Here is a 19,418-nt window from a genome sequence, read left to right as displayed (position 1 = left end):
AACATATAGGGGTTCGGAAAGTTCCTTTTGGCACAAAATGCGCAGGCTAGGGGCCCGGGCATTGGTCCAGAAATGACTGGAAGCCGACGAAACGTTTTGAAGCGCCGCTCTCAACGCCTTGTGACGTGCAATCAGCCGTTGTCTTCGCCGCCTTCGAACTCGGCATTGGGGTCGAAGAAGTTGTCCGGGCGGGCATTGTCATTGATGTCTTCGCCATAGATGGCTTCGGCGGTGGTCAGCGTCTCGCCCTTGGCCTGGCGCTCGGCTTCGTCGGCCGTACGGGCGATGTTGAGCGTAATAGTGACCTCGACTTCCGGATGCAGCGCGATCGCGACATTGGTGAGGCCGATGGTCTTGATCGGCTGGTTGAGCAGGATCTGGTTGCGGTTGACCGAAAAGCCTTCCGCCATCAAAAGCTCTGCGATGTCGCGGGTCGACACCGAGCCGTAGAGCTGGCCGGTTTCGCCGGCCGAACGCACGGCGATGAAGCTCTTGCCGTCGAGCTTTTCCGAAATCTGCATGGCCTCGGACTTGCGCTCGAGGTTGCGGGCTTCGAGCTGGGCGCGCTGACCTTCGAATTTCTTCTTGTTGGCTTCGTTGGCGCGCAGCGCCTTGCCCTGCGGCAGCAGGAAGTTGCGGGCGAATCCATCCTTGACCTTGACGGTATCGCCCATTTGGCCGAGGCGGGAAACGCGTTCGAGAAGAATGACATCCATGGTTTTTGTTCCTTCGCTTGGGCGCCAAATCACTGGCATCGACGCCGAGTTGTCTGGAACAGGTCAGGAAGCTGAGGGCGTCGCCCCCTATGTCGCTGTCCTGCCTGTCGCGGCAGTTAGAGGTCTTCACCTCAACCCGGGATTTGATGGCAACCCTGCGGCGCCCGTCGCCGTGGGAAAAGCGGACGGCGAACCGCCCGCTGAAAGAGCGTTAGCGAACCACGTAGGGCAGCAGGCCGAGGAAGCGGGCGCGCTTGATCGCCTTGGCGAGTTCGCGCTGCTTCTTCTGGCTGACGGCGGTGATGCGCGACGGCACGATCTTGCCGCGCTCGGAAATGTAGCGCTGCAGAAGACGTACGTCCTTGTAGTCGATCTTAGGCGCGTTCGCGCCGGAGAACGGGCAGGTCTTGCGGCGGCGATGGAACGGGCGCCGGGTCGGGATCTGGTTGATGTCGACCATTATTCTGCACCCCCTTCAACACCTTCGCGCGGACGGCGCGGACCACGGTCTGCACCGGCATCGCCACCGAAGCTGCGCGGCGGGCGATCGCCACGGTCGCCGCGATCACGGTCGCCGAACGAGCGCGGGCCACGGTCACGGTCGCCGAAGCCGCCGCGTTCCGAGCGCTCTTCGCGCTTCTGCATCATCGCCGACGGGCCTTCCTCATGCGCATCGACCTTGATGGTGAGGAAACGCAGCACATCCTCGGACAGGCCCATCTGGCGCTCCATCTCGTTGAGCGCGGCCGGCGGGCAGGTGATGTCCATCAGCGTATAGTATGCCTTCCGGTTCTTGTTGACCCGGTATGTGAGGGACTTCAGTCCCCAGTTCTCGACCCGGCCGACGGACCCGCCATTCGCGGAGATGACGCCCTTGTACTGTTCGACAAGCGCATCGACCTGCTGCTGCGAGAGGTCCTGCCGGGCAAGAAACACATGTTCGTAAAGAGCCATATTGTTCTTTGCCTTTCTTCGTTTCTCCCCCGGTTCCCGCGGCAAAAGCCTCTGCAACTTCTCTGACCGGCCGATTCCTAGAAGTGGGCGGGGAAGAAAGGAGCATGACGAGACGGTCGAGAGCGGAGACACGGGAGGCGGAAGCGCTTCTGGCTCCACACGAAGGTTTCGAAAAAAACCTCCGGCCCTCCGTTCAGCCCCCAGCAAGGACCGGCAGATTGCGGGCGTCTATACAGGAATTTGGCCGCAAGGCAAGGGCGAGCCGAAAACTCGCCGGTCCAAGGACGACATGTCGCGGCGTCTTCAGCTTGTATGCGGGACGCGCTTGTTCACCGTTTCCGGGAAGAAATCGGGCGCCGCATGGCGCTTGCCGAACATCATGTCGTATTGCAGCAGACGGAAATCGCGAATGGCCGGATCGATCTTCTTCTGCCGCGCCCAGTCGGGCGTGTCCTCGCCCGTCGGCGTCATCAGCAAATTACGATCTACCACGCTGTAGCGCTCGCGCATCTGGCCGAGGAAGCCGGTGTAATAGGGATGGCTGATCCCGGCCGTGGTCAGGATATGGTAGGGCAGGAAAGCCGGACTCACCGCGCCTATGTCCGCGGCCGGCCCGGTGCGGTTCGACCATACGATCAGCGGCGTCTGGTGATGCAGCAGCATCTGGTCAGGCGGCTCTTTGCGCGGCGCGACATTATCCTTGAGGAAGCCGGTCTCGACATAGACCGGGCCGAGCGGCGGCAGATGGTCGCCGAAAAAGGCGATGACCGTCGGCCGCTGGCGGTTCTTCGCCCATTCGACAAGGCGCTCGAGGCCCTTGTCGGCGTCGGATGCACCCTCTGTGAAGCTCAGTAGCGAATCCTTTGCCCACTGGCTGGTCGGCGCCTGCACCTTGTGGGTCGGATTGTAGTAGCGATTCGGCTCGTAGGGTCCGTGATTCTGCAGGCTGACGGCGAAGAAGAAGAGCGGATCGTCGGTGGCATCCGCCTCGCGGATGATCTCGTCGGTCATCGCCGCGTCCGAAGCCAGCGGCCCGCGCTTTTCGAGATATGGCATATTTTCTTCCGACTTGAAGTCGTCGAAGCCGAAATCCGCATAGACCGGCGTGCGGTTCCAGAACCAGCTCGTGCCGGGATGGATAGCGCGCGTCTCATAGCCCTGGCTCTTCAGGAACGTCGCCATCGACGGCACCGGCGCGCGGACATATTGCTGGTAGGGGATACTGCCGGCCGGCAGGAAGGCGTTGGAAAAGCCGGTCAGCGCCTCGAATTCGACATTGGCGGTCATGCCGCCGAATTCGGGGGAAAACATGTAGCCCGAGCGCAGCGCCCGCACGTTGGGAATCGGATCGGGCGTGATGGTGACGCCGGGCAGCTCGGTCGGATCCCAGAAGGATTCGCTCATGACGATGATAATGTCGGGCTTCTCGGCCGGCACCGAGGCCGTCACATCAGGCCTGTCGATTGCCGCGATCGACTTGTCGGAATAACCGGCAGGGGCCGAGACATGGGCCATCGGCACGTTGAGCGCGAAGGCGAGCGCGAAGCCGTTGGAGGCGTAGTTTTCCTTCTGGTCCCACATGATCGGGATGATCTGCAGCCGGTCACGCGTCCACGAGAAGGTTGCATAATCCATGATTGAGACGAAGAAGGCGAGCAGCGGTACGGTCAGCGTCAGCCGGGCAAGGCGCCCCTTGCGGCTGAGCACCGGTACCCGGCGGTGCCACTGCCGCCAGCCATAAACGAGCAGCGACAGCCCACCGACGATGCCGACCGCCAAGGCGAGGGCGGTTCCCGGGCGTTCGCGCACCAGAAGCGGCATCAGCGCCACGATCTGGCGTGAATAGAGGAAATCGGTCGGATAGAGCGGATCGCCGAGATAGAGCGATTTCTGATGGCCGACAAAGGCCAGCGCCAGGGTCAGCGGCGCGACGATCATCAGGCTCTGGTGGCTGCGGCCGAGCACGGCGTCGAGGCCGACCAGGATCAGCGCGAAGATGATGATGGTGGTCCAGCCCGGCTTGAAGGGCTGCAGGAAGAAGGCGACGGTTCCGGCAAAGTCGCCGCGCACGATCAGTTCGATCGCAAAAACCAGGATGGTGGCGGCGAGAAGGCTGACGAGGCCATAGCGGATAACGGGCCCTTTCCGGCCCGGCAGATAGCCGGTGGCCGGATCGCCTTCCAGAAACTGTGGCGCGGCTTTGCCAACGCCTTTCCTAGTCCTTGCCACCTTACAATTCCCCCGACCATACACAAAAGTGTCATTGAGCTGTCATCGATATGTCACGAAAAGCTAGCGCCTGTGGCTGAAATAAGAAGAGCCAGCAAATGAATCGTGAGCGGTTTTCATCATGAGTGATCGATAAAAAGCCTTTTGGAACAGGTACTGGGCCAGCGATACCGAGCCGGAGCGGCCCGGGTCGGGCTGATGGCGGACTTGACTTGCCCGCCCGCCTTGCGTCACAGGCAGGAAAAATCAGCCGCTTGGGAGCCACACATGGCCGTCGCATTCACCTTTCCGGGACAGGGCAGCCAGGCTGTCGGCATGGGCAAGGACCTCGCCGACGCCTTTCCAGAATCGCGGAAGATATTCGAAGAGGTCGACGACGCGCTCGGCGAAAACCTGTCGAAGCTGATCTGGGAAGGGCCGGAAGAGAGACTGACGCTGACCGCCAATGCCCAGCCGGCGCTGATGGCTGTGTCGCTCGCCGCGATCCGGGCGCTGGAATCGCGCGGCTTCTCGCTGAAGGACAAGGTCGCCTATGTCGCCGGCCATTCGCTCGGCGAATATTCGGCACTTGCCGCCACCGGTTTTGTTTCGGTCGCCGATGCCGCCCGGCTCCTGCGTATCCGCGGCAATGCCATGCAGGCGGCTGTGCCGGCCGGCGAAGGCGCCATGGCGGCGATCATCGGGCTGGAACAGGCCGATGTCGAAGCCGCCTGCGCTGAAGCGGCCAAAGGTTCAGTTTGCCAGATCGCCAACGACAATGGCGGTGGCCAACTGGTGATCTCCGGCGCCAGGGCAGCGGTCGAACTGGGGGCGAGACTGTGCACGGAAAAGGGCGCCAAGCGGGCGCTGATGCTGCAGGTTTCGGCGCCTTTCCATTCGGCGCTGATGGCACCGGCGGCCGAGATCATGCGCGAGGCACTGGCCGAAGTCACGAAGAACGCGCCCGTCGTGCCGGTGGTCTCCAACGTGTCGGTCACCCCGTCCAGCGATCCGGACGCAATCGCCCGCCGCCTAGTCGAACAGGTGACCGGCCGCGTGCGCTGGCGCGAAACGGTGGAGTGGTTCGGCGCGAATGGCGTTGCGACACTTTACGAGGTGGGCGCCGGCAAGGTGCTGTCGGGACTGGCGCGGCGCATCAACCGCGATATCGCCACCGGCGCTGCCGGCACGCCGGCGGATGTCGAGGCGGCATTGGTGGCGCTCGCATAACCAACCGAGATTTGACCCCGCCCGTGTGAAGGGTGTTCTCTTAAGATCAGGAGATAAGACATGTTCGAATTGACCGGCCGCAAGGCGCTCGTCACGGGCGCATCGGGAGGCATCGGCGAGGCGATCGCCCGGGTGCTGCATGCGCAGGGCGCCATCGTCGGCCTCCACGGCACCCGCGTCGAAAAGCTGGAGACGCTGGCCGCCGAGCTCGGCGACCGGGTCAAGCTGTTCCCGGCGAACCTTTCCAATCGCGACGAGGTCAAGGCGCTTGGCCAGAAGGTCGAGGCCGATCTCGAAGGCGTCGACATTCTAGTCAACAACGCCGGCATCACCAAGGACGGGCTGTTCGTGCGCATGGCGGACGCCGACTGGGACACGGTGCTCGAGGTCAATCTGACCGCCGTGTTCCGGCTGACCCGCGAACTCACCCATCCGATGATGCGGCGCCGGCACGGCCGCATCATCAACATCACCTCTGTGGTTGGCGTCACCGGCAATCCCGGCCAGACCAATTATTGCGCCTCCAAGGCCGGCATGATCGGCTTTTCCAAGTCGCTGGCGCAGGAGATCGCCACCCGTAACATCACCGTCAACTGCGTCGCCCCGGGCTTCATCGAGTCGGCGATGACCGACAAGCTCAACGACAAGCAGAAAGAGGCGATCATGGCGGCGATCCCGACACGGCGCATGGGCACCAGCGCCGAAGTCGCTTCCGCCGTCGCCTACCTCGCTTCCAACGAAGCTGCCTATGTCACCGGCCAGACCATTCATGTGAATGGCGGCATGGCAATGATTTGACGGTTGCGGGAAAACACCCGTTTTCGCCTTGGACCCAGGCCAATTTTCGTGTAATGCGGCCCGCAACCCGGCGGTTCGGGCAAAAACCGGTCCGGTGTCGTTGCGTTTCCGACAGGACCATCTTTCAGCTTGATTAGCGGCATTCTGCCCGCTAACGAAGACAGACAAACAAAAGACGAGGATGCCCAAATGAGTGACACCGCAGAGCGCGTCAAGAAGATCGTTATCGAGCACCTTGGCGTCGATGCCGACAAGGTGACGGAGCAGGCGAGCTTCATTGATGATCTGGGCGCGGACAGTCTCGACACGGTCGAACTCGTCATGGCGTTCGAAGAGGAATTCGGCGTCGAGATCCCAGACGATGCGGCCGAAACCATTCTGACTGTTGGCGATGCGGTGAAGTACATCGATAAGGCTTCGGCCTGACGCTATTTGCAGTCATCACCGAGGAGGACCTGCGATGAGGCGTGTCGTCGTCACGGGCCTTGGGCTGCTTTCGCCGTTCGGCGTGGGCTTTGAGCATGGCTGGAAGGAGCTTCTGACCGGCCACAGCGCAGCCAAGCGCATCACCGAGTTCGAGGTGGAGGATCTTGCCTGCAAGGTCGCCCACGTCATTCCCCGCGGCAATGGTGAGAACGCCACCTTCAATCCCGAGGCCGTTCTCGAGCCGAAGGAACTGCGCAAGATCGGCGACTTCATCCTCTACGGGATCGCGGCCGCCGACGAGGCGCTGAAGGATTCGGGATGGGCGCCGAAGTCGCATGAGGAGCAGTGCGCCACCGGCGTCCTGATCGGCTCCGGCATCGGCGGCATCGAAGGCATCGCCGAGAACGCGATGATCCTGAAGGAGCGCGGTCCGCGCCGCATCAGCCCGTTCTTTATCCCCGGCCAGATCATCAATCTCGTCTCCGGCCAGGTTTCTATCCGGCATGGGCTGAAAGGCCCCAACCATGCCGTCGTCACCGCTTGCTCCACCGGCGCGCATGCCATCGGCGATGCCGCTCGGCTGATCATGTGGGGCGATGCCGACGTGATGGTCGCAGGCGGCGCGGAAGCGCCGGTGACGCGGCTGTCGATCGCCGGTTTCGCCGCTTGCCGGGCGCTGTCGACCGACCGCAACGACGCTCCGGAAACGGCCTCGCGCCCCTATGACCGTGACCGCGACGGCTTTGTCATGGGCGAGGGCGCCGGCGTCGTCGTTCTGGAGGAGCTGGAACACGCCAAGGCGCGCGGCGCCAAGATCTATGCCGAGGTCACCGGTTACGGCCTGACCGGCGATGCCTATCACATCACCGCGCCGGCCGAAGATGGCGACGGCGCCTTCCGCTGCATGGTTGCGGCGCTGAACCGGGCCAAGCTGACGCCCGCAGACGTCGACTACATCAACGCGCACGGCACCTCGACCATGGCCGACACGATCGAGCTCGGCGCCGTCGAGCGGCTGGTCGGCAACGCCGCGTCGAAAATATCGATGTCGTCGACCAAGTCGTCGATAGGCCATCTTCTGGGTGCGGCGGGCGCCGTCGAGGCGATCTTTTCGATCCTCGCCATTCGCGACAACATCGCGCCGGCCACCATCAATCTCGACAACCCGGAACGCGAAACGGCGATCGACCTGGTGCCGCACAAGCCGCGCGCCCGCCAGATCGACGTGGCGCTGTCCAATTCCTTCGGCTTCGGCGGCACCAACGCCTCGCTGGTCTTCCAGCGCTACAATGGCTGACCGGTCCGCCGGCCGGCACGGTGTATGCGTGCCGTCAATTTTGCCATATTCGCCCCTACTCTGCCCAAGGGGATTCGTTGCAGGACCAAACGGTAGGGCGCCATGAACACGAATGCGGCGGACAACGGGGAATTCGGGCAACGGTCCACACCGTCGAGTCCGATCGTGCCGAAGACGGCCAGCGAGGCATTGCGGCCTGAATCCGGCACGCCGCCGCCCAAGCGCTCGCGCGCCTCGCGCAGCCAGTTCGTTGTGTTCATGAACTTCGTGATCTCCTTGGTGATGCTGTTGGTTCTGGCGGCCGGTTTTGCATTGTATTTCGGCAAGCAGGAATTCAACGAGCCCGGCCCGTCCGCCAATGCCGACACCTTCCTGGTCAAGCCGGACACCGGCGTCCAGGAAATTGCAGAGCAGCTCGAGCGGCGCGGACTGATCAGCGACGCGCGCATCTTCCGCCTTGGCGTGCGTGCCTTTGGCAATGATTCGGCACTGAAGGCCGGCGAATACGAGATCAAGCCGCAGGCCTCCATGCGCGACATCATGGAGTTGCTGAAGAGCGGCAAGTCGGTGATGTATTCGCTGACCGTCCCCGAGGGACTGACGGTTGAGCAGGCGCTGCAGCGCATCGCCGATCAGGCAGCGCTCGACGGCGATATGCCGGCGACCATTCCACCCGAGGGCAGCCTCGCTACCGACACACTGCGTTTCACCCGCGGCGCGACACGCCAGCAGATGGTCGACAAGCTGTTGGCGGATCAGAAGAAGCTGGTCGAGGACGTCTGGCAGCGGCGCGCCCCCGATCTGCCTCTGGCCAATGTCGATGACTTCGTCATCCTGGCTTCGATCGTCGAGAAGGAGACGGGCAAGGGCGACGAACGCTCACGGGTCGCCGCCGTCTTTCTCAACCGGCTGGCCAAGGGCATGCGGCTGCAGTCCGATCCGACCATTATCTACGGCCTGTTCGGCGGCAAGGGCAAACCCGCGGACCGCCCGATCTACCAGTCGGACATCAAGAAGCCGACGCCCTACAACACTTATCTGATCAATGGCCTGCCGCCGACGCCGATCGCCAATCCCGGCCGCGCGGCGCTGGAGGCGGTGGCCAACCCGTCGAAGACCGACGACCTCTATTTCGTCGCCGACGGCACCGGCGGTCACGTCTTTGCCGCGACGCTCCCCGAGCACAACGAGAACGTCGCCCGCTACCGGGCGCTGCAGAAGAAGCTGGCCGATGAAGCCGCCAAAGCCGGTGCTGCCAAGGCCGACGCCGCCAAGGTGGAAGGTCAGACCGATGCGCCGGTGGACGGCGGCGATGATGGCGACGCGGGAGCGGCGCAGTAGCGCCGGACGGTTCTGGGATCGTCCCTCCGATTCGTTTGACGGCAGGGACGTGCTGATTTTGTGATCAGGAGCGTCTTGCGTCCGATTCGGCGAAGGGCGCTCCGTCATTTGAAGCCGCGCATGGTCTGGCCCGGAACCGCTTCCGGGGTCATGCGCCAGGGGGGAAGCAAGGGCATCATGAATTTGCAGAGCATGACCGGTTTTGCACGGGCCGTCGCCGAACATGACGGCACGTCGATCGCCTGGGAGGTCAAGTCGGTCAACGGCAAGAGCGCCGAGGTCAGGCTGCGGCTGCCGCAGGGCCTCGAGCGGCTGGAGCCGGCCGTCAGGCGGTCGGTGCAAAAGCGCTTTGCGCGCGGCAATTTCCAGGCAACGCTGACCGTCGGCCGCGCCGCCGGCCAGCAGGTGCAGCCCGTGGTCAACGAGGACTTCTTGAGGGATCTGGCCGGGCTTGCCAAGCGGCTGCAGGAGCAGTTCGGCGCAGCGCCTGCGACAGCCGACGGCCTGCTTTCGCTACGCGGCGTGCTCGACATCCCCGAAACCACCGAAACCGAAGAGGCGCGGGCGGCGCTCGACAACGCGATTCTCTCGGCGCTCGAAGTGGCGCTGAGCGGGCTGGAGCAGGCACGCCAGGGCGAGGGCGCCGCCCTGCGCTCGCTGCTGTCCGGCCATATCGACGCTATCGAGGCGCTGACGCTGCGCGCCGAGGCCGATCCGTCGCGCGAGCCGGCGGTGATCCGTGAACGGATTGCCGAGCAGGTTCGGCTGCTGATGGATGCCTCCGCCAATCTCGACGCCAGCCGGTTGCATATGGAAGCGGCGTTCCTGGCTACCAAGGCCGACATCCGCGAGGAGATCGACCGACTGAAGACGCATGTGGCGTCCGGTCGGGTGCTGCTGGCAGGCGGCGGCGCCATCGGCCGCAACCTCGATTTTCTGGCGCAGGAATTCAACCGCGAATCGAATACGCTGTGTTCGAAGTCGAACACCGCTGCGGTCACCGCCATAGGGTTGGAGCTGAAGGCGGTCGTCGACCAGTTTCGCGAACAGGTCCAGAATCTGGAGTAGCCCCTGATGGTCGCCAAGGAGCCTATGGTTGCCAGGGATTTGGGTTCCCGCATTCGCCGCCGAGGTTTGATGCTCGTGCTGTCGTCGCCGTCCGGCGCCGGCAAGTCGACGATCGCGCGCAATCTTCTGGAGAGCGATTCCAGTCTCGAACTGTCGGTCTCCGTCACCACGCGGCCGCGCCGCGGCAGCGAGATCGAAGGCGTCCACTATCATTTCCGCACCATGCGTGAGTTCGAGCGGCTGCGCGATTCCGACGAACTGCTCGAATGGGCCGAAGTGCATGGCAATTGCTATGCGACGCCGCGTGAACCGGCCGAACTGGCGCTGGCACAGGGCCGCGACATGCTGTTCGACATCGACTGGCAGGGCGCCCAGCAGCTCAAGGAGAAGATGCGCGCCGACATCGTCTCGATCTTCATCCTGCCGCCCTCGATGAAAGAATTGAAGGCGCGGCTGAAGCGCCGCGCCGAGGATCAGGAATCGGTGATCGAGACGCGTCTGAAGAACGCCCGCAACGAGATCGAGCACTGGAAGGAATATGATTTCGTCATCATCAACGACGATCTCGACCGCGCCTTCGCCGAAGTGCGCGGCATTGTCACCGCCGAGCGGCTCAGACGCGATCGCCGGCCCGGCCTGTTCGATTTCGTCTCGGGATTGCTCGACGAGAAGACGGATTAGGGGCGCGACGCCCTACCTTCTCCCCTTGTGGGATCGGCGCATAGCGCCGAGATGGAAGAGGGCTGTTGGACGAAATGCGCCCTTGCCAAGCTGGAGCACCCCTCATCCGGCCGAGCTTTGCTGGCCACCTTCTCCACACGGAGAGAAGGAGGGGCCGGCGCAGTTACACTGCGTTGGTCAGCCGCACGAATTCTTCGATATCAAGCGTTTCGGCGCGCCGCGTCGGGTCAATGCCAGCGCGGGTGAGCAGGGCTTCGCCGCCGAGGCTCTTGACGCTCTGCCGCAGCATTTTACGGCGCTGGCCGAAGGCCGCCTCGGTGACGCGGCTGAGCTTCTTGATCTCGGTGGGCAGGGGACTTGCCCGCGGCACCAGATGCACCACCGACGACACCACCTTGGGCGGCGGCGTGAACGCTTGCGGCGGCACGTCGAAAGCGATTTTTGCCTCCGTCCGCCAGCCTGCCAGCACGCCCAGCCGGCCATAGGCATCGCTGCCGGGGCGGGCGACGATGCGCTCGGCCACTTCGCGCTGGAACATCAGCGTCATCGATGCGTAGAAGGGTGGCCACTCGGCAACGGTCAGCCATCGTATCAAAAGTTCGGTGCCGATATTGTAGGGCAGGTTGGCGACGATCCTCACAGATCCATTGCCCCCGTGTGCCCCTTTGGCAAGCGCTGCAAAATCCGTCTTCAGCGCATCGCCGGCAATAATCTCGAGCCGGCCCGGATAGTGGTCTGACACCTCCGCGAGCGCTGCCAGACAGCGCTCGTCGCGCTCGATGGCGATGACCCGACCAGCGCCGTGGGAAAGCAGCGTTCGAGTCAGGCCGCCGGGACCCGGACCGACCTCGATCACCGTGGCGTCCGTCAGATCGCCGGCGGCGCGCGCGATCTTGCCGGTCAGGTTGAGGTCGAGCAGAAAATTCTGGCCGAGCGCCTTTTTAGCCTGCAGCCCATGGCGTTCGATCACCGCGCGCAACGGCGGCAGCCCGTCGATGCTCATGCGACCGCTCTCATGCAAAGGCTCATGCGGCGGCAGCCTTCGTCCCGGTGTCGGCAAGCCTGCGGGCGAGCCTTAGCGCCGCGATCAGGCTGTCGGCCCGGGCTATGCCCTTGCCGGCGATATCGAAGGCCGTGCCGTGATCCGGTGAGGTGCGGATGAAGGGTAGGCCGAGCGTGACGTTGACCGCCTCGTCGAACGCCAGCGCCTTGGCCGGGATCAGCGCCTGGTCGTGATACATGCACAGCGCCACATCGTAGCCGGCTCGGGCACGGGCATGGAACAGCGTGTCGGCCGGCAGCGGCCCGAAAGCGTCGATGCCCTCAGCCCTCAGCCTGTCGATCGCCGGGCGGATGACGTGCTCGTCCTCGGTGCCCATCGCGCCGCCTTCGCCGGCATGCGGATTGAGGCCCGCAATGGCAATCCGCGGCTTGGCGATGCCGAAGCGATGTTCGAGGTCGGCGGCGGTTATACGGGCGGTCGCGACGATCAAGTCCGTGGTCAGTGCTTTCGGCACCTCGCACAGCGCAATGTGGATGGTGACCGGGACCGTGCGCAACTCGGGACCGGCAAGCATCATCACCGGCATCGCTTGTGCGCCGGTGTGGAGCGTCGCCAGATGCGCCAGATATTCGGTGTGGCCGGGGAAACGGAAGCCGGCATCGTAGAGCGGCTTCTTGGCGATCGGACACGTGACGACTGCCGCTGCGCGGCCGCCAAGGCAGTCGTCAACAGCGCGGTCGATGGCCTCGATGATGCCGGCGGCGTTGGCTGGGTCCGGCCGTCCGGGGCCGTCGACGAAGCGGGCGACAAGCGGCATGACGGGCAGGGCGCGCGCAAAGACGCGCGCCGCTTCGGCTGGCATTGTCTCCGTGATTGGCACATCGGCGCCGAGCAGGCGCGCCCGTGCGGCAATCAGCGCCGGATCGGCGATAAGAAAGAAGGGCGGCACACCGGCGCTGTCGCGCGCCTGCCAGGCGGCAATGGCGATTTCCGGCCCGACGCCGGATGGATCGCCGACGCTCAGCGCCAGCGGAAGCCCTGCCTCTGGCGACTTCAGCGCTCGACGATGCGGGCTTTCTTCCGCAACTCCTCGACATACCTCTTGGAGAGCTCGTCGGCGTCCTTGCCGCTCGTGCCTTCGCTCTGGAATACCATCTGGGCGGCCTTGTCGTCGGACACTTCGCGCGACGAGCAGATGCCGATGAACTCGACGCCGCGGTCTGTTTCGCGCGTGGGGGTGGCGCCGCCGACCTTGGTGGCCTTGATCTGGTCGGCCCAGTCCGGCGGCAATTGCGGCGCCAATATCCGGCCGAGATCGCGAACGGTGACGTCGATCAGGCCCTTGGCAAATTCGCGCGAGGTGTTGCAGCTGTTGAAGCGGGCGCGCATGGCGTCGGCCTCGCGTTTGCGCTTGGCCAGCGTCGCGCTGCGCTCGGCCGCCGGCACGACGAAGATGACCTGCTGCAGCATGTACTCCATGGCGGTCGGCTTGGTGCCGCCATTGTCGAGCATGCGCCGGACCACGTCCTGCTCGCTCATGGCGCCGCCGCTGTCGGAGCGATGGCGCGCGGTCAGCGCCTGGTTCCAGGCCATTTGGGAGCGGATGAATTCCTTGAAATGCTCCTTGCCGACGCCGGACTGCGCCATGACGCCGTCGAGTTGCTTGAGCTGCATCTTGTTGGTCGTGGCAAAGTGCTGATAGGCGGCGTCGACCTGGGCGTCGCTGATGCGGATGCCGAGACGCCTGGCTTCGGCGACGCGCAGCGTCTGCTCGATCATTTCCTCGGCGGCGTCGCCTTTCTTGCGCTGCAGGCGCAGGAAGGCAGCCCGATGCTGGATGTCGCCGGTGGTGATCGGTACGTTGTTGACGACGTATTTGATCTGGCTGGCGAAAGCCGGCGGCGTCATCATGGTGATCGAGGCCGAGGTCGCCGCCACCAGCAGCGCGAACCCTGCCGAAAAGAGGTATTTCCTCATCGAAAGCATCCCAATTCTATCTCGGTTCCGGCCCAATTCTATCCCATTTTGAGGGAGCTGGAATCCGTGCCTGCCCTATGCGGCGAAACGATGTCGTTAGGAGCGATGTGCGTCCACTTGGACGCACAAGGTACGCTCTAACACTTTGAATCTACGCATCGTGCCTTCCGAAAATCAATTCCGATTTTCGGGCCGATGCGTTTGGCCGGCCGCCCGTGCCGCCCGTATGTGGCCAGGCGCCTGCTACTGGACAGCGTTGAAGGAGCTTTGTGTCGAGCCGAAATCGCCGAGCGTGCGGAACGACAGGTTGAAACCGATGTTCTGCGACACTTCCTTGGTGCTCAGGTCGCGGGATTCCGAGAATGTCATCAAGTAGGTGAAACATGAATCGCTATAGGCAAAGCCGACCCCGTCCTTGACCAGGACACTTTGCTCCAGATCGTAGGTGCCGGTGCCGAAGACACGCCAGTTCTCGGCAAGTTGCGTCGAGGCGCCGAGCGTGACCTCGTGGCGATCGGTCGTGAAGCCATAGAGTGGCTGCGCTTGGATGAAAGCGTATTTGGCGCTGAACGAAATCGGCAGACCGGGATAGGCTGCCTTTACCTCGGCGCGGCGAATCTCGAAGCTCTGCTCGTCGAAGCGGCCGCTGACCGAGCCGGAAAGCCCGCTGGGGCTGTTGAAGCCGACAAGGCCGACATAATCGGAGGTCGCGGTCTCAAGGCCCGAATCTTCGCCGACGTTGACCAGGTCCGGCGCGGCGAAGGAGTTCTGGCCGTCAAGCTGGTAGGATTGGCCGAACAGCGCGTTGGTGCTCCAGCCATTGTCATAGGCGCCGGAATAGCGCAGCCCGACATTGGCGCGCGTGCCGCCTTCCAGGCGGTCGTAACCGGAGAATTTGTCGCGCTCGAACAATGTCGTGGCGTCAAAGACGAAGCTCTGCGCGTCCTCATTGGGGACAGCGAGGCCGCCGACATATTGCTCGTTCGGACGCACGAACACCTGCGCCATCGGCTCGAAGACGTGGCTGGAACTGGTCGACGAGAACAGCACCGGCCAACGCATTTCGAGCCCGGCGGTCGCCATGAACCGGGCGAGCGACGATCGCATATCGTCGTCGACGCCGAGGTTAGACGCCATCTGATTGATGGCATTGAGCGATCCCGAAGAGGCATTGACATAGCCGGCGTCGCCGCGCAGCGCCAGCAGCGGCGTCAGCAGCAGCCCGCCATCGGTGGTGAAGGTGCGCTTCCATTCCGCTTCGGCGGTGAGACGGCCCGACTGGCCATCAATGCCGCGTACACTGGTGACGGACGCAGCGTTGTTCGGATCGGCAAGGACCCTGTCCAGCCTGTCGCGGCTGATGGCCTGCGCGTTGACATTGAACGACAACTGCCCGCCGCCCACCGCCATGTCGGGAATGTAGGCGTAGTCGAGCGAGGGCAGCACCCAGGGCTGCTTGCCGGCGCGCGCGGTCGGATCATCAGAGAGCGTCTCTTCCTGGACCTCGAAGCGCATGGCGCGCACGTCGAAATAGTTGCGGCCATTGAGGCCGGTCAGGTAGATCGAGGAGTGATGCACGCTGTCGTTGAAGTCTTCGATGGCGTAGGTGCGTGAGAAGTTCTTGTCGGTCTGCAGCAGGACATCCCAGCCGAAGTCCCAGCGCGGATTGATGGCGAACTGGCCCTTGGTGCCCATCATGCCGCGGAACTTGTTCGGGTCGCCGGCCGCACCCGAATCGACATTGTGCCCGTCGCTGTCGATGAACTCGTCGGGATCCACTTGCCGGATGCCGGCGATCTTCAGGCTGTACTGGCCGTTGTTGAAGCGCTGGCGCCACTCGGCTTCGCCGACAAAGCCCTGCTTGGTGTAGCCGCTGCCGGTGACGGTGAGGTCGTAGGTTGGTGAGAGTGCGAAATAATAGGGGACTTTGACGCCGACGCCGAGATCGCTCTTGTAGGCGATGCCGGGGATCAGGAAGCCGCTCTTGCGCTTGACAGTGGGGTCGGCAATCTCGAAAGCTGGGAGATAGGCGAGCGGAAAGCCGAAGAACTCGAAATTCGAATTCTCGAAGCGAACCGTCTTCTTCTCGCCGTTCCAGATGATTTTTCTAGCCTTGATGCGCCAGGTCGGCGCTTTGTCGGGTTTGTCCTCGCACGGCTCACAGGCCGTGTAGACGCCGTTGTGGAACGTCGTCAGCACGCCGCCCATGCGTTCCGCGCTTTCGGCGGCGAAATAGGCCTTGTCGACGGTTTCGACACGCAGCGCGTTGACGAATCCGTCGGCGAAATCGTCGGTGATGTCGACGTGCTGCGAATAGATCTTGGTGCCGTCGCTGTTGACGACCTCGACATTGCCGCTGGCGACGAGCCGCTTTGTGTTGCGATTGTATTCGACCCGCTGGGCGACGAGGCGGTTGCCGCCATAATCGATCTGCACGCCGCCGACGGCCGTCACTGTCTGGTTGTCGTTGTCATAGACCAGCGTATCTGCCGCCAGCAGCATTTGCGAGCCGGCGGGGACGTCGGCTGCCATGTCGCTGATATCCTGGGCAAAAGCCGGGATATTCGGGACGACACAAGCGAGCAGGCATGCCAAGGCGCTCGCCCCATAGAGGCGCGCCAAACCGGCCTGCCTATGGATGCGCAAAACCGCCCCCCTCACTAGCCGTCTTCCTTGTACAGCAAGAAAGTCACCCCGAAGAACATAGCCACGACAACCGGAACCCATGCAGCCACGACTGTGGGTACGAATCCCGCCACGCCGAATGCCTTGACCAGCACTGTCACGACATAAAGCAGAAACCCGGCCAGGACGCCACCCAGAATCATCGTCGCGGATTGTCCCATCCTCGCAAATCGCATCGACACCGTTGCGGCGATCAGCGTCATTGCGACGAGAAGGAACGGCAACGCCACCAGCGAATCGAACTGCATGGCAAAGGCATTTGCCTTGAGGCCAAAGGAGCGGGCAACCTCGATCTTACCGGGCAGATCGTAGAAAGGGATGGTTTCCGGGCGCGCCAGCCGCTCTTGCACAAATTCTGGCTTGAGATTGGTCGGCACCCGGTCGCTTGCCACCGATTGGATGTTGCCGTCCCGGAAAACCTTGACGTCCTGCAGTTCCCAGTAGCCATCCCGCAAAAAGGCGTGCGCCGCGTCCTTGCGTTCGACGATGTCGCCTTGCGGGCTGAGGACGAAGAAGACGGCATCGGCCATCTCCAGGCCCTGATTGAGAATGGCGCGCGCGCCGATGATGGTATCGCCGGAACTGGTCTTCTGCCGGATCCAGGGCTCGGCGTCGGCCGAGACGGTGTTCGACTTGCCGGAGCGGAGCTGGGTTTCGATTTTTTCGGACCAGGAAAGCGCATGCGCGGCGATCGGATTGATGACGCCGACCGACAAGACGCCGAACAGCAGCGCCCCGATGCAGCACGGCAGCAGGAATTGCCATGCGGACACGCCGGCGGAACGCGCGATAACCAGTTCATACCTGCGATTGAGCGAGACCAGTGTCGCCATTGCCGAGAACAGGCCGACGAACGGCACCGTCTGCAGCATGATCATCGGCATTCTGAGCCCTGAAATGGCGAACGCCGTACCGTAGGTGAAACCCGGCAAGCCGGTCGTGCGGCCGGAAAGCTCGGTGAAGTCGATCAGGAACACAAGCGCCAGGAGGCCGATGAAGAACCAGATGGTGATCGTCACGTAGCGGAAGAAGAAGTATCTACCCAGAGTCCAGCCCATTAGCGTGTCCAGCCCATCAGCCGGCCCCTTGGCCAGAAGCGCCGCGCCCGGCGAAGCGGAGCTTCAGGGCGCTCCAGCCGTCACCGAAGCGGCCGGCGAAATTCGTCATCCAGTCGGCCCAGGCGACCGGCAGCTCCATGGTCCGGTTGGAGACGATGAACCATGTCGCGACCGCGGATGCCACGATAGGAACGCCGTAAACCATATAGGTGTATTGCGGAACGTTGTCGGCCTTGCCGGCGGCAAAGAAACCAAGCCAGCGCACGAAAAGCGCAATCGCGATCGCCGTGATCAGCGGATGAATCCGCGCCTCGCGATGGGAGCGCGCGTCTCCCGCGACCGCAAGCGCGATCAGCGCGAAGACGAGTGAATAGGACCATTCGGAAAAACGCTGGTGGAGTTCGGCCAGGTACTTGTTCGGCCTTTTCTGGAACACCTTGTCGTTCGGACTGGGATTGAGCAGGTACTGGGTTGTCCGGTCCTTCGGTAAAAGCAAGACGTCCGATGAAGCCGACATGAAGGCGGACAGGTCGAAAGCATAGGAGGTGAACCGGATGACCGAAAGATCGCCGGCCAGTGTTTCCCGATGGATGACGCCGTCGTTCATCATCAGCACCTTCTCGTCGCCGTTTTCGATGATGGCGCCGGTCTTGGCGTAGTAGACGAGGTTGGCGCCTTCTTCGCGCGAATCGGCGACGAAGATGCCGCCAAGGCGGTTGTCCGGAAGCCGCTCGCCAATCTGCAGGAACAGGCCGTCGTCGATCTTGCGGAAGGTGCCTTCCTGGATGATCAGCGACAACAGATCGGCACGCGACGACGCCACCAGTTCGCGGTTTTTCTGTCGTGCATAGGGATCGACGCCGTTGTCGACGGCGAACGAAAAGACGCTGGCCGCCAGCGCCAGAAGCATGATCGGCCTGACGATGGTCCAGCGCGAAGCGCCCGCGGCATTCAAGACGGCAAGCTCAGAATCGGAATTCATCGCGCTCAGTGTCTGAGCGACCGCGACCACCAGGGCGAAAGGCACGACGATCGGGACGATCGACGGAATGATCAGCGCAGCGACCTCGAAGAAGGTCAGCGCCGACTGCCCGCTGTCGGTGACGAGGTCGATGCGGGCGAGCACCTGCGTCGTCCATACGATCGCCAGCGTCCATATGAGCGCTGCCAGGAAGACCGCCAACGCACGACGCATGATGTAGCGTTCAACGACCTTCATGAAGGCTTTTCTCGATTTTGCCGAACGGCATCATGCCTCCAGACAAGGTAGTCGCCCGGCGACGACTGTACAACCGGTCCGTTGGCGGTTCGATCTGGTTCCCGTCCCACATCGATATTTCCGGTGGGCCGGAGTGTCGGCGGCAATGGATAAGAAAGGGCGAACATCAATGGTTAACAACAGGTTGCGGCAGGAAGGCGGGGCCGTGCCGCGACGAATCGCCATCGATTCCATCCGCCATATGGGATCGGATTCCGGCAAAGTCTTGCCAAATGCCGGAAAACGACCAAATGTCGCGCCGATCACGGTTATGGCCGCCGTGGCTGCGACAGGTACAGGCATGGACGCAGAAGTAACAGAATTGCGCAGTCAAACCGGCCACGAATCGATTTTTCACGGTGCGATTGTGATCGGCGCCGGCGCGGCGGGGCTGGCCGCCGCCCATGCGCTGATAAAGACCGGCGTACCGACGCTTGTCCTGGTATCGCTCCCGATATCGTCTCGCGGCGACCGGCAACCGCACCGGGCTCGAGCGCATGGTCGGCAAGCTCGGCGTCCTCGACGGCAAGGGCGTTCCGCTATTCAACGGCGGCGAGACCGACCCGAAATTGCCCGGCCTGTGGTTTACCGGCATGCGGCCAAGCATTCGCGGTTGCTTCGCCAATGCCCGAATTCAGGCCAAGGCAGTCTCCCAGCAGATCGTCAGGCAGGGGCGATGATTAAAAAAAATAGGGTGGTGCTTCCGGTCGGAAACAGC

19 protein-coding genes are annotated in these 19,418 nt (G+C 63.2%); 8 read left to right on the top strand and 11 right to left on the bottom strand.

Features of this window, described 5'->3' with window-relative positions; genetic code table 11:
* Positions 1-131 precede the first annotated feature (131 nt).
* The 4 genes from rplI to NKH36_RS13410 form a co-directional block, all read right to left on the bottom strand.
* Complete coding sequence (gene rplI / locus NKH36_RS13425; protein WP_352962605.1) at positions 132-716, bottom strand: 50S ribosomal protein L9; 585 nt, start codon at positions 714-716, stop codon at positions 132-134.
* 211 nt (positions 717-927) lie between these two features.
* Positions 928-1,176, bottom strand: coding sequence for a 30S ribosomal protein S18 (rpsR, locus tag NKH36_RS13420; protein ID WP_006203718.1), 249 nt, complete (start codon positions 1,174-1,176; stop codon positions 928-930).
* A complete protein-coding gene (gene rpsF / locus NKH36_RS13415) occupies positions 1,176-1,670 on the bottom strand; it encodes a 30S ribosomal protein S6 (protein ID WP_029354402.1) in 495 nt (164 codons plus the stop codon). Before rpsF ends, rpsR begins: the two co-directional genes overlap by 1 nt.
* A 303-nt stretch (positions 1,671-1,973) precedes the next feature.
* Positions 1,974-3,899 (bottom strand): LTA synthase family protein, encoded by a 1,926-nt coding sequence (locus NKH36_RS13410; protein ID WP_352962602.1) that lies wholly within the window; start codon positions 3,897-3,899, stop codon positions 1,974-1,976.
* A 267-nt stretch (positions 3,900-4,166) separates the two neighbouring features.
* Here NKH36_RS13410 and fabD point away from each other — a divergent pair, with 267 nt between their 5' ends.
* From fabD to gmk, 7 genes are all read left to right on the top strand, one after another.
* On the top strand, positions 4,167-5,108 hold the full coding sequence (fabD, locus tag NKH36_RS13405; protein WP_352962600.1) for an ACP S-malonyltransferase: 942 nt from the start codon (positions 4,167-4,169) through the stop codon (positions 5,106-5,108).
* A 60-nt stretch (positions 5,109-5,168) separates the two neighbouring features.
* A complete protein-coding gene (gene fabG, locus NKH36_RS13400) occupies positions 5,169-5,906 on the top strand; it encodes a 3-oxoacyl-[acyl-carrier-protein] reductase (RefSeq protein WP_352955456.1) in 738 nt (245 codons plus the stop codon).
* Positions 5,907-6,095: 189 nt separating this feature from the next.
* Positions 6,096-6,332: an acyl carrier protein gene (locus tag NKH36_RS13395; protein WP_006203723.1), complete on the top strand. Its 237-nt coding sequence runs from the start codon at positions 6,096-6,098 to the stop codon at positions 6,330-6,332.
* A 34-nt stretch (positions 6,333-6,366) separates the two neighbouring features.
* On the top strand, positions 6,367-7,629 hold the full coding sequence (gene fabF, locus NKH36_RS13390) for a beta-ketoacyl-ACP synthase II (RefSeq protein ID WP_352962598.1): 1,263 nt from the start codon (positions 6,367-6,369) through the stop codon (positions 7,627-7,629).
* 102 nt (positions 7,630-7,731) lie between these two features.
* Positions 7,732-8,970, top strand: a complete 1,239-nt coding sequence (gene mltG / locus NKH36_RS13385) for an endolytic transglycosylase MltG (RefSeq protein WP_352962595.1) — start codon at positions 7,732-7,734, stop codon at positions 8,968-8,970.
* 177 nt (positions 8,971-9,147) lie between these two features.
* A complete protein-coding gene (locus NKH36_RS13380) occupies positions 9,148-10,038 on the top strand; it encodes a YicC/YloC family endoribonuclease (protein WP_352962592.1) in 891 nt (296 codons plus the stop codon).
* A gap of 6 nt (positions 10,039-10,044) precedes the next feature.
* A complete protein-coding gene (gene gmk, locus NKH36_RS13375; RefSeq protein ID WP_167378860.1) occupies positions 10,045-10,719 on the top strand; it encodes a guanylate kinase in 675 nt (224 codons plus the stop codon).
* A 163-nt stretch (positions 10,720-10,882) separates the two neighbouring features.
* On the opposite strand, the gene rsmA is transcribed toward gmk, so the two are convergent.
* From rsmA to NKH36_RS13340, 7 genes are all read right to left on the bottom strand, one after another.
* Positions 10,883-11,722 carry a 16S rRNA (adenine(1518)-N(6)/adenine(1519)-N(6))-dimethyltransferase RsmA gene (gene rsmA / locus NKH36_RS13370; RefSeq protein WP_352962588.1) on the bottom strand — a complete coding sequence of 280 codons (840 nt, stop codon included), beginning with the start codon at positions 11,720-11,722 and terminating at the stop codon, positions 10,883-10,885.
* A gap of 22 nt (positions 11,723-11,744) precedes the next feature.
* Complete coding sequence (gene pdxA, locus NKH36_RS13365; protein ID WP_352962652.1) at positions 11,745-12,779, bottom strand: 4-hydroxythreonine-4-phosphate dehydrogenase PdxA; 1,035 nt, start codon at positions 12,777-12,779, stop codon at positions 11,745-11,747.
* Entirely contained in the window at positions 12,776-13,708 is a 933-nt protein-coding gene (locus tag NKH36_RS13360) for a peptidylprolyl isomerase (RefSeq protein WP_352962586.1), read from the bottom strand. The genes pdxA and NKH36_RS13360 overlap by 4 nt, the downstream gene beginning before the upstream one ends.
* 234 nt (positions 13,709-13,942) lie before the next feature.
* Positions 13,943-16,231 carry an LPS-assembly protein LptD gene (locus NKH36_RS13355; protein ID WP_502912033.1) on the bottom strand — a complete coding sequence of 763 codons (2,289 nt, stop codon included), beginning with the start codon at positions 16,229-16,231 and terminating at the stop codon, positions 13,943-13,945.
* A gap of 128 nt (positions 16,232-16,359) precedes the next feature.
* Positions 16,360-17,442 (bottom strand): LPS export ABC transporter permease LptG, encoded by a 1,083-nt coding sequence (gene lptG / locus NKH36_RS13350; protein WP_352962580.1) that lies wholly within the window; start codon positions 17,440-17,442, stop codon positions 16,360-16,362.
* Between the two features lie 16 nt (positions 17,443-17,458).
* On the bottom strand, positions 17,459-18,661 hold the full coding sequence (gene lptF / locus NKH36_RS13345; protein ID WP_352962577.1) for an LPS export ABC transporter permease LptF: 1,203 nt from the start codon (positions 18,659-18,661) through the stop codon (positions 17,459-17,461).
* A gap of 166 nt (positions 18,662-18,827) precedes the next feature.
* Positions 18,828-19,208, bottom strand: coding sequence for a hypothetical protein (locus NKH36_RS13340; protein ID WP_352962638.1), 381 nt, complete (start codon positions 19,206-19,208; stop codon positions 18,828-18,830).
* Here NKH36_RS13340 and NKH36_RS13335 point away from each other — a divergent pair.
* A complete protein-coding gene (locus NKH36_RS13335; protein WP_502912032.1) occupies positions 19,198-19,380 on the top strand; it encodes a hypothetical protein in 183 nt (60 codons plus the stop codon). The two genes, NKH36_RS13340 and NKH36_RS13335, sit on opposite strands and share 11 nt — an antisense overlap.
* The last annotated feature ends 38 nt before the right edge of the window (positions 19,381-19,418 follow it).

Origin of the sequence: Mesorhizobium sp. M1312 (assembly GCF_040318115.1) — a bacterium.
Lineage (GTDB): Bacteria > Pseudomonadota > Alphaproteobacteria > Rhizobiales > Rhizobiaceae > Mesorhizobium.
Note: the sequence above shows the minus strand (reverse complement) of the source record. Positions and strands in the feature narration are given on the sequence as shown.

What these genes read in the sequence shown, in the direction of transcription:
- rplI (WP_352962605.1), bottom strand. Translation starts at nt 716, where the DNA reads ATGGATGTCATTCTTCTCGAACGCGTTTCCCGCCTCGGCCAAATGGGC.
- rpsR (WP_006203718.1), bottom strand. Translation starts at nt 1,176, where the DNA reads ATGGTCGACATCAACCAGATCCCGACCCGGCGCCCGTTCCATCGCCGC.
- rpsF (WP_029354402.1), bottom strand. Translation starts at nt 1,670, where the DNA reads ATGGCTCTTTACGAACATGTGTTTCTTGCCCGGCAGGACCTCTCGCAG.
- fabD (WP_352962600.1), top strand. Translation starts at nt 4,167, where the DNA reads ATGGCCGTCGCATTCACCTTTCCGGGACAGGGCAGCCAGGCTGTCGGC.
- fabG (WP_352955456.1), top strand. Translation starts at nt 5,169, where the DNA reads ATGTTCGAATTGACCGGCCGCAAGGCGCTCGTCACGGGCGCATCGGGA.
- NKH36_RS13395 (WP_006203723.1), top strand. Translation starts at nt 6,096, where the DNA reads ATGAGTGACACCGCAGAGCGCGTCAAGAAGATCGTTATCGAGCACCTT.
- fabF (WP_352962598.1), top strand. Translation starts at nt 6,367, where the DNA reads ATGAGGCGTGTCGTCGTCACGGGCCTTGGGCTGCTTTCGCCGTTCGGC.
- mltG (WP_352962595.1), top strand. Translation starts at nt 7,732, where the DNA reads ATGAACACGAATGCGGCGGACAACGGGGAATTCGGGCAACGGTCCACA.
- NKH36_RS13380 (WP_352962592.1), top strand. Translation starts at nt 9,148, where the DNA reads ATGAATTTGCAGAGCATGACCGGTTTTGCACGGGCCGTCGCCGAACAT.
- gmk (WP_167378860.1), top strand. Translation starts at nt 10,045, where the DNA reads ATGGTCGCCAAGGAGCCTATGGTTGCCAGGGATTTGGGTTCCCGCATT.
- rsmA (WP_352962588.1), bottom strand. Translation starts at nt 11,722, where the DNA reads ATGAGCATCGACGGGCTGCCGCCGTTGCGCGCGGTGATCGAACGCCAT.
- NKH36_RS13360 (WP_352962586.1), bottom strand. Translation starts at nt 13,708, where the DNA reads ATGCTTTCGATGAGGAAATACCTCTTTTCGGCAGGGTTCGCGCTGCTG.
- NKH36_RS13355 (WP_502912033.1), bottom strand. Translation starts at nt 16,231, where the DNA reads ATGGCAGCCGACGTCCCCGCCGGCTCGCAAATGCTGCTGGCGGCAGAT.
- lptG (WP_352962580.1), bottom strand. Translation starts at nt 17,442, where the DNA reads ATGGGCTGGACTCTGGGTAGATACTTCTTCTTCCGCTACGTGACGATC.
- lptF (WP_352962577.1), bottom strand. Translation starts at nt 18,661, where the DNA reads ATGAAGGTCGTTGAACGCTACATCATGCGTCGTGCGTTGGCGGTCTTC.
- NKH36_RS13335 (WP_502912032.1), top strand. Translation starts at nt 19,198, where the DNA reads ATGGTCGGCAAGCTCGGCGTCCTCGACGGCAAGGGCGTTCCGCTATTC.